The 12659-nt window shown below is 71.2% G+C and carries 13 protein-coding genes and 1 pseudogene; 9 read left to right on the top strand and 5 right to left on the bottom strand.

Annotated elements, in window-relative coordinates:
* Positions 1-65: 65 nt before the first annotated feature.
* The 3 genes and pseudogenes from ON27_RS45590 to ON27_RS19900 form a co-directional block, all read left to right on the top strand.
* Positions 66-866, top strand: a pseudogene (locus ON27_RS45590) (FUSC family protein); the annotation flags it as partial.
* A gap of 447 nt (positions 867-1313) precedes the next feature.
* Positions 1314-1766, top strand: a complete 453-nt coding sequence (locus tag ON27_RS19905; RefSeq protein ID WP_043729636.1) for an SRPBCC family protein — start codon at positions 1314-1316, stop codon at positions 1764-1766.
* Between the two features lie 31 nt (positions 1767-1797).
* Complete coding sequence (locus ON27_RS19900) at positions 1798-2451, top strand: SDR family NAD(P)-dependent oxidoreductase (protein WP_043729629.1); 654 nt, start codon at positions 1798-1800, stop codon at positions 2449-2451.
* A 9-nt stretch (positions 2452-2460) separates the two neighbouring features.
* On the opposite strand, the gene ON27_RS19895 is transcribed toward ON27_RS19900, so the two are convergent.
* Entirely contained in the window at positions 2461-3714 is a 1254-nt protein-coding gene (locus ON27_RS19895) for a cytochrome P450 (protein WP_043729632.1), read from the bottom strand.
* Positions 3715-3819: 105 nt separating this feature from the next.
* Between ON27_RS19895 and ON27_RS19890 the strand changes: the two genes are divergently transcribed.
* The 5 genes from ON27_RS19890 to ON27_RS19865 all read left to right on the top strand — a co-directional run bounded on the left by ON27_RS19890 (position 3820) and on the right by ON27_RS19865 (position 7782).
* The gene (locus ON27_RS19890) at positions 3820-4290 is read left to right on the top strand and encodes a winged helix-turn-helix transcriptional regulator (protein WP_043729626.1); all 471 of its coding nucleotides are present in this window, start codon (positions 3820-3822) and stop codon (positions 4288-4290) included.
* Between the two features lie 145 nt (positions 4291-4435).
* Complete coding sequence (locus ON27_RS19885) at positions 4436-4723, top strand: hypothetical protein (RefSeq protein WP_157227243.1); 288 nt, start codon at positions 4436-4438, stop codon at positions 4721-4723.
* A 497-nt stretch (positions 4724-5220) separates the two neighbouring features.
* Positions 5221-5517 carry a DUF6285 domain-containing protein gene (locus ON27_RS19875; protein ID WP_043729616.1) on the top strand — a complete coding sequence of 99 codons (297 nt, stop codon included), beginning with the start codon at positions 5221-5223 and terminating at the stop codon, positions 5515-5517.
* A complete protein-coding gene (locus ON27_RS19870) occupies positions 5514-6512 on the top strand; it encodes a phosphotransferase family protein (protein ID WP_043729612.1) in 999 nt (332 codons plus the stop codon). The genes ON27_RS19875 and ON27_RS19870 overlap by 4 nt, the downstream gene beginning before the upstream one ends.
* 7 nt (positions 6513-6519) lie before the next feature.
* Positions 6520-7782, top strand: coding sequence for an acyl-CoA dehydrogenase family protein (locus tag ON27_RS19865; RefSeq protein ID WP_043729609.1), 1263 nt, complete (start codon positions 6520-6522; stop codon positions 7780-7782).
* A 9-nt stretch (positions 7783-7791) separates the two neighbouring features.
* Here ON27_RS19865 and ON27_RS19860 read toward each other — a convergent pair whose 3' ends face one another.
* Complete coding sequence (locus tag ON27_RS19860) at positions 7792-8466, bottom strand: class I SAM-dependent methyltransferase (RefSeq protein ID WP_043729606.1); 675 nt, start codon at positions 8464-8466, stop codon at positions 7792-7794.
* A 127-nt stretch (positions 8467-8593) separates the two neighbouring features.
* Here ON27_RS19860 and ON27_RS43925 point away from each other — a divergent pair, with 127 nt between their 5' ends.
* Positions 8594-8758, top strand: a complete 165-nt coding sequence (locus ON27_RS43925) for a hypothetical protein (RefSeq protein ID WP_169334520.1) — start codon at positions 8594-8596, stop codon at positions 8756-8758.
* A 37-nt stretch (positions 8759-8795) separates the two neighbouring features.
* On the opposite strand, the gene glpD is transcribed toward ON27_RS43925, so the two are convergent.
* The 3 genes from glpD to ON27_RS19845 all read right to left on the bottom strand — a co-directional run.
* Entirely contained in the window at positions 8796-10475 is a 1680-nt protein-coding gene (gene glpD, locus ON27_RS19855; protein ID WP_043729604.1) for a glycerol-3-phosphate dehydrogenase, read from the bottom strand.
* Between the two features lie 47 nt (positions 10476-10522).
* Positions 10523-12043, bottom strand: coding sequence for a glycerol kinase GlpK (gene glpK, locus ON27_RS19850; RefSeq protein WP_043729602.1), 1521 nt, complete (start codon positions 12041-12043; stop codon positions 10523-10525).
* A gap of 38 nt (positions 12044-12081) precedes the next feature.
* The coding region (locus tag ON27_RS19845) for an MIP/aquaporin family protein (protein ID WP_043729600.1) at positions 12082-12659 on the bottom strand (578 nt) is incomplete at its 5' end.

Raw genomic sequence — 12659 nt, 5'->3', positions numbered from 1 at the left:
TCATCGACGCACTGCGGCTCGGGCCGCCGGGTGCGCTGTTCTTCGCGCTGGTCGGTGCGGGCGCGATGAAAGCCGTCGAGTCCGGGACCGCGGTGTCGACGCTGTTGTTCTGTACGGCCTGCGGTGTCGCCGCGTCGATCGTCGTTTCGATGGCCGGGGTGCTGCGTGACCGCCGCAAGCCCGAACGCACGGCGGTCGAGGCTGCGGTGCGAGCGGTCGACGCCTACGTGGCGGCGCGCGAGGCGGGGACGCCCGCCATCGAGTCGCGCCACCGGGCGGGCGCCGCGATGGCGGACGCGTGGGCCGCGGTCTACGACGCCGGGCTGCCGTCGGATCCCGGGGAAGCGGAGTTGCTGGCCACCCTGCAAGATGCCCGGCGCAGGCTCGCCGGGCACGCTCCCGCCGAGGACGACACCGACGACCTGCTGGTCGATCCCTTGGTCTCGTTCGCCCGTCCGGGCGTCGGCTTCCGGCTGGGGCGCTCGCTGTCGTTGTCCTCGCACGCGGCGATCAGCTCGATGCGCGTGGCCGTGGGCTGCCTGGGCGCGGGTGCGCTGAGCGCACTGCTCGGGCTGGAGCGCCCGCACTGGGCGGTGCTCAGCGCCCTGATCGTGTTGCAGACCGGACCGGACCGGGTGCGTGGACAGGTGCGCGCGATCCACCGGTTCGTCGGCACGATCGTGGGCCTCGGCCTGTTCGCGCTCATCTATCAGCTCGAACCGGCCGGTTACGCGCTGATCGTGCTGATCGCCGCGCTGCAGTTCTGCATCGAGCTGTTCGTACCGCGTAATTACGCACTCGCGGTCGTCTTCATCACGCCGGTCGCGCTGATCGCGGGCGGGGTGACCCTCACCGGCGGGCCGATCGGACCCGTGCTGCGGGACCGGCTGGTCGAGACCGTGCTCGGTGTCGCCGTGGCCGTGTTGGCGCTGCACGGCGTCGCGCCGCGCGGGCACCGGCGCACCTTCCACTGGATGGAGCGCCGGGTGCGTGCCGCCGCCCGCGACCTGCTCGACCGGCTGCGCCGCAAGCCGATGGACGCCGAGGCGTGGGTGCTGGTCCAGCACCTGCAATTCGAGCTGGTCGGCGTGGTCCGCAGCGGCATCGACGCGGCGACCGACGACCCCGAATGGACCCGCGAGTACTGGCCGGAGCACGCGGCCGTCGCGCACTACGGCCACGATTTGCTCGCCGCCTGCTGGGTGCTGCGCCCTGGACAGTGGCTGGCGGACCCGGACGGCTGGGATGCCCGCCTGGCCGCGGCCCGATCCGGCCCGGAAGCGACGGCCGGACCGCCTGCTAGCGTTCGGCGCATGCACGACAGCGTGACGGTACGGATGGCTGCCCCCGCCGACAAGATCTGGGAGCTGGTCAGCGACATCGAGAACACCGGGCGGTTCAGTCCCGAGACATTCGCCGCGGAATGGCTGGGCGGCGCGACCGGCCCCGCGGTGGGGGTGAAGTTCCGCGGTCACGTCAACCGCAACGGGTGGGGGCTGAAGTACGCGACGGTGTGCCGCATCGTCGCCTGCGAGCCCGGTCGCGAGTTCGCGTTCACCGTGCTCGGCCCGCGCGGCATGCCGATCAACACGTGGCGTTACGTTCTCGAGCCGGTCGACGGCGGCACCGACGTCACCGAGTCGTTCCAGCTGCACAGCAACCCGGTGCTGCGGCTGTACTGGTTGCTCGCCGGATGGACCCGCAACAAGACCAATGTCGAGGGGATGCGCGAGACGCTGAACCGGATCAAGGCGGTGGTCGAATGATCTACGTCCACAATCGCCGGGCCGGGCGCCCGTGACCGCCCCGCTGCTCCTCGTGCTGGGCGCGGGGCCGGGCATCGGGCTGTCGGTCGCCCGCTTGTTCGCCGCCGACGGATGGACCACGGTGCTGGCCTGCCGGCTCGCCGCGGAGGCCGAGCCGCTGGCGGAGCGACTGCGCGAGCAGGGGTTCGCGGCACAGGGCGTCGGCGTGGATCTGAGCGATCCCGCCGCGGTGGCCGAGGTCGTCACCGGGGTGGGCGAGCGCCACGGCCGCATCGACGTGCTGCACTTCAACCCCAGCGTCTTCCGTCAGGCCGATCCGCTGCGGCTCTCGGTTCCCGAACTGCTCGAGGACTTCACCGTCGGCGCGGCGGCGCTGCTGCCCGCGGTGCAAGCCGCGCGGCCGTTCCTGTCCGAGGGCGCGCGCGTGCTGGTGACCGGCAGCGCGGCCGCGGACAAGCCGTGGCACCAGGCGGCCTCGCTCGGTGTCCAGAAGGCGGCCGTGCGCAACTTGGTGACCAGTTTGGACGCCACGCTGGCGTCCGCGGGCATCCGGGCCGTCGCGGTGCAGATCAACGGAGTGCTGGGCGAGGGCGCTTTCACCCGCGACCGCGTGGCCGAGGCGCTGCACGCCGCGGCCGTCCGCCCGGCCGAGGAGTGGACGCCACACGTCGTCTACGACGGCTGACCCGCCGGGCTACCTGGGCCGGATCGCCGCGAATTCGATGGGCAGGTGCGCGGGCCCGCGCAGATTGACATGTTCCCGATACGGTGGCGGGTCCACGGTCAGCGCCGGGGCTTCGACCCGCTGCGCGAACCGGGTCAACGCCACTCGCGCCTCCAGGCGGGCCAGGGAAGCGCCGATGCAGAAGTGCGCTCCGAGGCCGAAGGTCAGGTGGCGGTTCTCGCGCGCCGGGTCGAATCGGCCGGGATCGCCGAACGCCGCGGGGTCGCGTTGCGCGGCGGCGATGAGCAGCACCACCAGATCGCCGCGCTGGATGTCCATGCCGCCGATGGTCAACTCGTCGGCGGCGATGCGCGGGATCAGCTGCACCGGCGGGTCGAAGCGCAGGGTTTCCTCCACGACGCCCGCGGCCCGGTCCGGATCCGCCCGCAGCGCGGCGAGTTCCCCGGGCCTGCGCAGGAGGGCGAGGGTGGCGTTGGCGATCAGGTTGACCGTGGTCTCGTGCCCGGCCACCAGCAGAAGGGCACAGGTCGAGATCAGTTCCGCATGGGTCAGCGCGTCCCCTGCGTCTTCGGCCGCGATGAGTTCCGACAGCAGGTCCGCACCCGGCGTGTGGCGGCGGCGATCGATCAGGTCTTCGAAGTAGGCGTGCAGTTCGGTGCCCGCGCGCTGGATCGACGCCGGATCGGCGCGGAACCGCGCGGCCGCGCGGGAGGTCGGGTCGAGTGTGCGCGACAGCAGCGCGGACCAGGCGCTCAGCCGCGCTTCGTCCGCGAGTGGGACGCCGAGCAGTTCACAGATGACCGTCACCGGCAGTGGATAGGCGAAGTGGTCGACGGCGTCGAAGCTGCCCGCGCGGGCGCGCTGGTCGAGCAAGTCGTCCACGATCTCGGTGATCCGTGGCTCCAGCCGGCGCACGACACGCGGAGTGAACGCCTTGGCGACCAAGCGGCGCAGGCGAGTGTGATCGGGCGGATCGAGGAACAGGAACGAGGGCTTCGCCGCGGCCGCGCCGTCCGCGCGCGTCCCGTCGTAGATCGGCATCGAGCCGAGCTGCAACCGGGCCAGCGACCGGTCGACGCTCGCGCGCGGATCGCGCAGCATGGCGGCGCAGTCGGCGTAGCGAGTCAGGACCACCACCGGGGCGTCGCCGATCCGGAACGGACCGGCATCGCGCAGCCGCGCGAAGAGGGGATACGGATCCGGCCGTACCGCGGGGTCGAGCAGGCGCACGTAGTCGTCGGCCGGGTGGTTCGTGGTCGGCATCGACACTCCCAACTGTCCGGCCCGGAGTGGGCCATCGGTTGTACAGTATTATTCCGATACCATCGGTAGGAATGCAATACCGAGCCGAGATGCGAAAATGACGGCATGACACTGCGGCGCCCGGTCGACGATTCGGTCACCCGCGTCGTCGAACTGCTCGGCGACCGGTGGACCATCCTGCTCATCGCCGAGTCGTTCTTCGGGGTGCACCGCTTCAGCGATTTCGCCCGCAATATCGGCATCACCAATCGCAATCTGCTCACCAGCCGGCTGCGCATGCTGATCGACGCGGGCATCTTCACCCGCACCGACCACGGCGGCGGGCGGGTGGACTATCACCTGACCGCCGCGGGCCGCGAGCTCTATCCGATCGTCACCGCGATGATGGTCTGGGGCGACAACCACCTGGCCGGGCCGGAAGGCCCGCCGATCGTGCTGGAACATCGCGACTGCGGCCACCGGACCTCACCGATGCTGGTCTGCGACCACTGCCGCGCACCGATCGACCCGCGCGATGTCGAACCGAAGGCGGGCCCCGGCTTCCGTCCACCGCCCGGCGCCGAACAAGCCGGTTGAGCGGTTCGCCCCATGGCTTCCGGGCAATAGGGTGGGCCTATGGCGCAGACGATCGCCGTCGATCGGGATCCGTGGCTCGGATTCCGCTGGCAGGGCCAGGGTCTGAGCGGTCCGGCCCGAGGGCCCCTTGGTCACCATCTGGTCGATGCGCGGCGCGCCGCACGCCCATCCGCTCAGCGCAGTGGACTCGGTGTGCGAGGGTGTGGCCCCGGTGGCGCTGGCGGCCTACTTCCGGGCGAACGGGTCCGGCGACGCGACTCCAGCTGCGCGACTGGCTCGGCAGCGATCCCACGGCCGCGTGACAGCCGATGGTGAAGTCGCCGTCACCTGTATCGAGCGACCGACCGCGCGGCAGCGGGCGGCCGCCGAACGCAGTGCCGCGTTGATCGCGCAGGTCGCCGGAGCGGAGCCGCCCGCGCTGCGCTGGCGCTGATTCGGGGGGTCAATCCAGCATGTCGACGAAAGCCTCGGCCAGGTACAGCGGTAGGAGTAGGTAGTACAGCAGCATCGCCATCGAGCCGGCTCCGATCGTCAACGCGGGTCCCACGCGGTGCCGTCGCGGGTGTGTCGCGCGGGGATTGGAGACCGAGTGGTCTCGCGAGTGCAGGAATGTAGTGGAGCCGACGGAGGTCGGCAAGACCGGACCGCGTGTCGGCGCGACGACCAGCGCTCCCGCGACACCCACCGATCCCAGGGCCGGTTCGCTCACCATTCTGGCGGTCCGCCAGCCGGGGTCCGCCGGTGTCGGGAGCCTCACCACGTCACCAGGACGGCTGAATCGGCAGATCACCACGCGTTCTCTCCGGCCCTTCCCATCCCACGAGGGCGGGGCCGTTGCCGCTGCTCGGCCAGGGGTGACGGCCGAAAGTACCGATCGGGACGACGGCCGCGCGTGCCATGCTGAGGGCCGGAGTCGACCGAGGGGAACGAATGCAGAATCGCCCATCGGCAGCGGAGTTGCTGGAATCGCTCGCCGAGCTGCTCGAGCAGACGCTGCTGCCCGCCCTGCCCGCGGGCCTTCAGCACAAGGCGCGCGTCGGGGCCAATCTCGCCAGGATCGTGCGCCGGGAGATCGAATCGGGTCCCGCGGCGGCGGAGCAGGAGCGCGCGCTGCTGGCGGCGGTGGCCGAGGGGGATGACGAACAGCTCCGGGAGGCGCTGGTCTCGGTGGTGCGGGCCGATCTCGCGATCGCCAAACCCGGATACGACGCCTGGACGGGCGAGTGAGCGCCGACTTGGCGCGCGGCCTGGCCGAATTCCTCGCGGTGGGCGGCGAACAGCCGGTGACGGTGTCGAACGTCGAATACCTGTCGGCGGGCGCTCGCCGCCGGAACGTCGCCTTCGACGCCGATACGGGGAGCGGGACGCGCCGCTTGGTCGCGACCATCGTGCCGAGCGCGATCGAACTCGTCCCGGTGGACGTGGAGGCCGCGGTCCGGGAACTGGCGCGCACCCACGGTGTTCCGGTGCCGCCCGTGGTAGCCGTCTGCACCGACAGCGCCTATGCCGGCGGGCCGTTCGTGGTCTCCGAGCGGGTCGACGGGGAGACCGTGCCGCGCCGGGTGTTGCGGCTGACCGAGGCCGCGGGCCTCGGCGAACGAGTCGCCGAGCAGCTGGGCGAGGCCATGGGACGCCTGCATGCCATCGACCCGGCGACCGCGCCCGATCGTCTGCCCGTGGCGGCCGCCGATCCCGCGCGCCAGCTCACCGAGGCCGCCGAGCACGTGCGCGCGCTGTTGGCCGACCGGCCGGTGTTCGCCCTCGCCCTGCGCTGGCTGGAACGGCACCTCCCGTCGCCGCCGTCGCGCACGGCACTGCTGCACACCGACATGCGCAACGGCAACATCGTCGTCGGCCCCGACGGCCTGCGCGCGGTGCTCGATTGGGAAGGCGCGCAGCGGCACGGCGATCCGATGCGCGACGTGGCCTGGCCCGCGCTGCGCATGTGGCGCTTCCGCGCCGACGAGCGGGAGTTCGGCGGGCTCGCCGGGCGCGCCGCGTTCGTGCGCGGGTACCACCGCGGTGGCGGCGACTTCGACGAGGATCGGTTCCGCTGGTGGAAGGTGATGTGCACGCTGGCCTGGGGCGTCGGACTCGCCGGGCAGGCGGCGGCGCACTGCGACGGCAGCGTGCGCGACATCGTGATGGCGGCCAGCGGCCGCCGGGTGTCGGAGATCGAATGGGACCTGCTGATGCAGATCCGACCCACCGTGAAAGGTTGAGCGCTCGATGGATTTCGAATTACCCGCGGACCTGGTCGATTACCTGGCCGAACTCGACGCCTTCATCGAGCGGGAGATCACGCCGCTCGAGCAGGCCGACGACAACGTCCGCTTCTTCGACCACCGCCGCGAGGACGCCCGCACCGACTGGGAGCGCGGCGGCTTGCCGAACGCGGAGTGGGAGGAGCTGCTGGCCGAGGTTCGCAGACGCGCCGACGCCGCAGGCCACCTGCGCTACGCGTTCCCGGCGCAGTACGGCGGCCGGGACGGCACCAACCTGGGCATGGCCGTGATCCGCGAGCACCTGGCGCGCCGCGGTCTCGGTCTGCACTGCGATTTGCAGAACGAGCACGCCATCGTCGCCAACAACGTGGGTCTGCTGCTCATGCTCGAATACGGCACGCCCGCTCAGCAGGCGGAGTGGGTGGACGGGCTGGCCGCGGGGACGAAGTTCTTCGCCTTCGGCATCACCGAGCCCGAGCACGGCTCCGACGCCACGCACATGGAGACCTCGGCGGTCCGCGACGGCGACGGCTGGGTGATCACCGGACAGAAGACCTGGAACACCGGTGTGCACATCGCCGACGCCGACCTGATCTTCGCGCGCACCTCGGGCGGCCCCGGCGACGCCGCGGGCATCACCGCGTTCCTGGTGCCCATCGACGCGCCGGGCTTCGTCGTCGAGGAATATCTCTGGACCTTCAACATGCCCACCGATCACGCCCGCGTCGCGCTGAACGGCGTCCGGGTGCCGGACACCGCCGTCTTCGGCGGCGAGGGACGCGGCTTGGCGGTGGTCCAGCACTTCTTCAACGAGAACCGGATCCGCCAGGCCGCGTCCAGCCTGGGTGCGGCGCAGTACTGCATCGATCAGTCGGTCGCCTACGCCAAGCAGCGCAAGCCCTTCGGCAAACCGCTGGCCGCCAATCAGGCGATCCAGTTCCCTCTGGTGGAGCTGCACACCCAGTGCGAGATGTTGCGCGCACTCATCCACAAGACCGCGTGGTCGATGGACGCCTACGGCACCTTCGCCGTCTCCGAGCAGGTCTCGATGTGCAATTACTGGGCCAACCGGCTGTGCTGCGAGGCCGCCGACCGCGCCATGCAGGTGCACGGCGGCCTCGGGTACTCCAGGCACAAGCCGTTCGAGCACATCTACCGTCATCACCGGCGCTACCGGATCACCGAGGGAGCCGAGGAGATCCAGATGCGGCGGGTCGCGGGCTACCTGTTCGGTTTCATGGGTGGCAAAGCCCCCAAAGGGGTGTGACGCGACGGTTCAGAGGCGGCGGATGCGGGCCAGCCACGCGGCGAGGTCGACCTTGCCGGACTCGGAGACCTCCAGGTTCTCCGCGTCCTGGGCCACCGGGTCGGTGATCCGTCCCCGGTACCGGGCCGGCCGCAGATCCTCCACCGTCCAGCCGTCGCGGAACGACTCCCGGATCAGGGTGTCGCTGATCCGCGGGCCGAACCCCGGCTCGACGTCGGAGAGCGCGAGCACATGGACCGTGCCGCCCGGCTTGCAGACCGCGTGCAGGTTGCGGACGTACGCGGCGCGCGCCTCGTCCTCGGTCCCGAAGACGTGGAACAGCGCGCTGTCGACGATCGTGTCGAAGGCGGGCGCGGAACCAGGCGGGTCGCCGGCGAGATCCGGCTGGTCACCGAGCGTGAGCGCGTCGGCGACCTCGAACGCGGCGCCCGGTACGCCCTGCTCGGCGGCGTTGGCGCGCGCGTACGCCACCGCGCTCGGCGACATGTCGATGCCGCGCACGTCGTAACCCAGCCGGGTCAGCAGGATCGTGTGCTCACCCGCGCCACAGCCCGGGTCGAGCACGCGGCCGGTGATGGCGCCCTCCCGTTCGAGCGCGACGACGGCCGGTTGCGGCTCGCCGATCACCCAGGGCGCGGTGTCGTTGTCGTAGACGGTGTTCCAGAAATCAGCTGGACGAGTCATGCAGCCATGTTCCATCCTCAACCCCGCTCGAGGTCAACCCCGCGCCGCGGGTCGGACATCGAAAGCGTGCCCGACCCGGACCAGTGGTGCGCTGCGTCAGGGCGGCGTGGCTGGGTACGCGCGGGTTATGAGCACACCGAATATCGATCCGACCACGGCGGAGTCGATGCAGCAGGACGAGGATTTCGCCGACGAGCACACCAAGCCGACGCACGCGGACGAACACCCGTCCGGTGCGGAGCTCGAGACCGACGAGTCGACGCCGCGCGGGCACAGCGGCATGGATCGGTGAGCACGGTCGCGCACGGCAACCGTGCCGCCATCCGGACTCACACCACCGCGACCAGCCGGGCGGCGTTGGCGGACTCGTCGTCGGCCGCCTGGTTGGCGGCCAGTTCGGCGCGCACCCGGTCGCGATAGCGGGTGATCTCGCGCTCCGTGGCGGTGGCGTCCCAGCCCAGGTGAGCGCCGATCAGCCAGGCCACCTCCGGTGCGGCGGCCAGGCCGCGGTCGGCCGTCTCGATGGAGACGCGGGTGCGGCGGGTCAGTACGTCGTCCAGGTGCAGGGCGCCCTCGTGGGTCACCGCGTACACCGCCTCGGCGCCGAGGTACCCCGGTGCGCCGGTGAGCGGCTCGCCCAATTCCGGCTCGCGGGCGATCAGGTCGAACAGGTCGGTGATCGTCGAGCCGTAACGGCCGAGCAGGCGCTGCACCGTCGCTCTCGGCAGGCCGGCGCGCTGCGCGAGGCTGTCCAGATCGGCGGCGAGTTCGTGGTATCCCACCGCCCCGAGGATCGGCAGGTGCTCGGTCACCGAGGGGGCCACCGCCCGGCCGAGCCCGGCCACCGCCGCGTCCACGACGTCGGCGGCCATCACGCGGTAGGTGGTGTACTTGCCGCCCGCGATCACGAACAGGCCGGGAGCCGGTTCGGCCACCGCGTGCTCGCGCGAGAGCGTCGCGGTGTCGGCCGACGCGCCGGACAGCAGCGGGCGCAGGCCCGCATAGGTGCCGACGATGTCGTCGCGGCCGAGCGGCTCGCGCAACACCCGATTGACCTGATCGAGGAGGTACCGCACGTCGGCGTCGCTGGCGGCCGGGTGGTCCTTGTCCAGCGACCAGTCCGTGTCGGTGGTGCCGATGATCCAGTGCCCGTGCCACGGGATGACGAACAGCACGCTTTTCTCGGTGCGCATGATCAGGCCGGTGTCCAGGTTCACCCGGTGCCGCGGCACCAGGATGTGCACGCCCTTGGACATCCGGACGTGGAACGGGAACTCGACGCCGGTCATCCGGTTCATCTCGTCGGTCCACACGCCGGTCGCGCTGATCACCCGGCGCGCGCGCACGGTGTGCGCGCGGCCGGTCTCCAGGTCGGTGACCTCCGCGCCGACGACGCGCTCGCCGTCCCGGAGCAGGGCCGTCACCTTGGCGCGGGTGAGCACGGTCGCGCCGTGCCGTGCCGCGGTCCGCGCGATCATCATGGTGTGCCTGGCGTCGTCGACCTGCGCGTCGAAGTACCGGATGGCGCCGGTCAACGCGTCTTCGCGCAGCGCGGGCGCCAGTTCCAGCGCGCGGGTGCGGGACAGGTGCCGGTGCATCGGCAGCGCGCGGGCGCCGCCGATGGTGTCGTAGAGCGCGACGCCCGCGCCGAGGTAGGCGCGTTCCCATATCCGATGGCGCAGCGGCAGCAGGAACGACACCGGACGCACCAGGTGCGGGGCGAGGCGGTGCAGCAGCAGGCCGCGTTCCTTCAGCGCCTCCCGCACCAGCCAGAAGTCCAGCTGTTCCAGATAACGCAGTCCGCCGTGGATGAGTTTGCTGGAGCGGCTCGAGGTGCCCGCGGCGAAGTCCCTGGCCTCCACCAGGGTCACCGACAGGCCGCGGGCGGCGGCGTCGAGGGCGGCTCCCGCGCCGACCACGCCGCCGCCGATGACGAGTACGTCGATCTCGGTGTCGCCGAGCGAGTTCACCGCGCGAGCGCGGTACTGGGCGTCCAATCGTGCGGACACAGCGGTATCTCTCCTTGTTTCGGTGTGATCGGGTGCGCCCGCGTCCCTCATTCGTCCACGTCGATCCAGTCGAGGGTGCGGGCGACGGCCTTCTTCCAGCGCGTGTAGCCGCGCTCGCGCTGCTCGGCCGACCAGGTCGGGCTCCAGCGCTCGGCTTCGTTCCAGTTCCGTTCCAGTTCGCCGGTGTCGCTCCAGAAGCCGACCGCCAGCCCCGCCGCGTAGGCCGCGCCGAGCGCGGTGGTCTCCGCGACCACCGGACGCGACACCGGCACGCCGAGGAAGTCGGCCTGTAACTGCATGCACAGCTCGTTGGCGGTGACGCCGCCGTCCACCCGCAGCACGTCCAGCCGCACGCCGGAGTCGGCCTGCATGGCCTCGACCACGTCGCGGGTTTGATAGCAGATCGATTCCAGCGTCGCCCGGGCGAGATGGGCGTTGGTGCTGTAGCGGGACAGGCCGACGATCGCGCCGCGCGCGTCCGACCGCCAGTACGGCGCGAACAGCCCGGAGAACGCGGGGACGAAGTAGACCCCGCCGTTGTCCTCGGCCTGCCGGGCCAGCGATTCGCTCTGCGCCGCGCCGGAGATGATGCCCAGCTGGTCGCGCAGCCACTGCACCGCCGAGCCGGTGACCGCGATCGAGCCTTCCAGCGCGTACACCGGCTTCTCCGAGCCGAACTGGTAGGCGACGGTGGTCAGCAAGCCGTGCCGCGACCGCACGATCTCGGTTCCGGTGTTGAGCAGCAGGAAGTTCCCGGTGCCGTAGGTGTTCTTCGCCGAGCCGGGACGGAAGCAGACCTGGCCCACGGTGGCGGCCTGCTGGTCGCCGAGCACGCCGGACAGCGCGACCGCTCCGCCGAACGGTCCGTCGGGGCGGGTGGTGCCGAAAAGCTCCGAGTTCGCCGAGGGGGCGATCCTGGGCAGCATCGCGCGCGGCACCCCGAACAGCGACAACAGCTCGTCGTCCCAGTCCAGTGTCTCCAAGTCCATCAGCATGGTGCGGCTGGCGTTGGTCGGGTCGGTGACGTGCACGCCGCCGTCGACCCCGCCGGTCAGCTGCCACAGCAGCCAGGTGTCGGTGGTGCCGAACAGCGCGACACCGCGTTCGGCGTCCTCGGCCACCCCCGGCACGTTGCTCAGGATCCAGCGCAATTTGCCGCCGGAGAAGTAGGTGGCGGGCGGCAGCCCCGCTTTGCGCCGGATGGTGTCGCCGTGCCCGGCCCGTTCCAGTTCGGCGGCGATGCGATCGGTGCGGGTGTCCTGCCAGACGATCGCGTTGCAGTACGGCCGCCCGGTCTTGCGGTTCCACACCACCGTGGTCTCGCGCTGGTTGGTGACGCCTACCGCGGCGAGGTCGCTCGCGACGAGATCGGCCTTGGTCAGGGTGGACTGGATGACCGCGCGGGTGCGCTCCCAGATCTCGGTCGGGTTGTGCTCCACCCACCCGGGGCGCGGCAGGATCTGCTCGTGTTCGAGCTGGTGGCGGGCCACCTCGTTGCCGCTGTGGTCGAACACCATGAAGCGGGTGCTCGTGGTGCCCTGGTCGATGGCGCCGACGAACTTGCTCATCGCGGTCCTTTCGGAAAAGTGCTGTCGGAGAGAAGGATTCAGAACAGGAACTGGGCGGCGATACCGGCGAGCGCACCGCCGACCAGCGGCCCGAGCACCGGCACCCAGGCGTACCCCCAGTCGGAGTCCTTGGCGCTCGGTGTCGCGTGCGCGTCGGGCGATGTGGTCGGCGCGGGAGCGCCCGAACCCACGGGGACCGGGACCGCGTCGGCGGGGGCGGGGGCGGGCTTGCGTACCGGCAGCAGTGCGTGCGCGAGGCGCGGACCCAGATCGCGAGCCGGGTTGACGGCGTATCCGGTGGGGCCGCCCAGCGAAGCACCGATGCCGACCACCAGGAGGGCGGCGGCGGCGGGGCCGAGCCCGCTCGGGGTGTGGCCGAAGGTGAGGATCACCAGGACGAGGGTGAACGTGCCGATCACTTCGGTGGCGAAATTCCAGCGCAGAGCGCGAATCGCGGGTCCGGTGGCGAACACGGCGAGCTTCTTGTCCGCGTCGGTCTCGGCGTCGAAGTGGCGTTTGTAGGCGACGTAAGCGATCGTCGCGCCGACGAACGCGCCGAGGAATTGGCCGCTCAGGTACGCGAGCGTGGCGGAGCCGGAGATCGCGATGCCCGGGG

Origin of the sequence: Nocardia asiatica NBRC 100129, assembly GCF_000308415.1 — a bacterium.
Taxonomy (GTDB): domain Bacteria; phylum Actinomycetota; class Actinomycetes; order Mycobacteriales; family Mycobacteriaceae; genus Nocardia; species Nocardia asiatica.
The sequence above is the reverse complement of the archived record's forward strand: the minus strand, read 5'-3'. Positions and strand labels throughout refer to the sequence as shown.

What these genes read in the sequence shown, in the direction of transcription:
- ON27_RS19905 (WP_043729636.1), top strand. Translation starts at nt 1,314, where the DNA reads ATGCACGACAGCGTGACGGTACGGATGGCTGCCCCCGCCGACAAGATC.
- ON27_RS19895 (WP_043729632.1), bottom strand. Translation starts at nt 3,714, where the DNA reads ATGCCGACCACGAACCACCCGGCCGACGACTACGTGCGCCTGCTCGAC.
- ON27_RS19890 (WP_043729626.1), top strand. Translation starts at nt 3,820, where the DNA reads ATGACACTGCGGCGCCCGGTCGACGATTCGGTCACCCGCGTCGTCGAA.
- ON27_RS19885 (WP_157227243.1), top strand. Translation starts at nt 4,436, where the DNA reads ATGCGCGGCGCGCCGCACGCCCATCCGCTCAGCGCAGTGGACTCGGTG.
- ON27_RS19875 (WP_043729616.1), top strand. Translation starts at nt 5,221, where the DNA reads ATGCAGAATCGCCCATCGGCAGCGGAGTTGCTGGAATCGCTCGCCGAG.
- ON27_RS19865 (WP_043729609.1), top strand. Translation starts at nt 6,520, where the DNA reads ATGGATTTCGAATTACCCGCGGACCTGGTCGATTACCTGGCCGAACTC.
- ON27_RS19860 (WP_043729606.1), bottom strand. Translation starts at nt 8,466, where the DNA reads ATGACTCGTCCAGCTGATTTCTGGAACACCGTCTACGACAACGACACC.
- ON27_RS43925 (WP_169334520.1), top strand. Translation starts at nt 8,594, where the DNA reads ATGAGCACACCGAATATCGATCCGACCACGGCGGAGTCGATGCAGCAG.
- glpK (WP_043729602.1), bottom strand. Translation starts at nt 12,043, where the DNA reads ATGAGCAAGTTCGTCGGCGCCATCGACCAGGGCACCACGAGCACCCGC.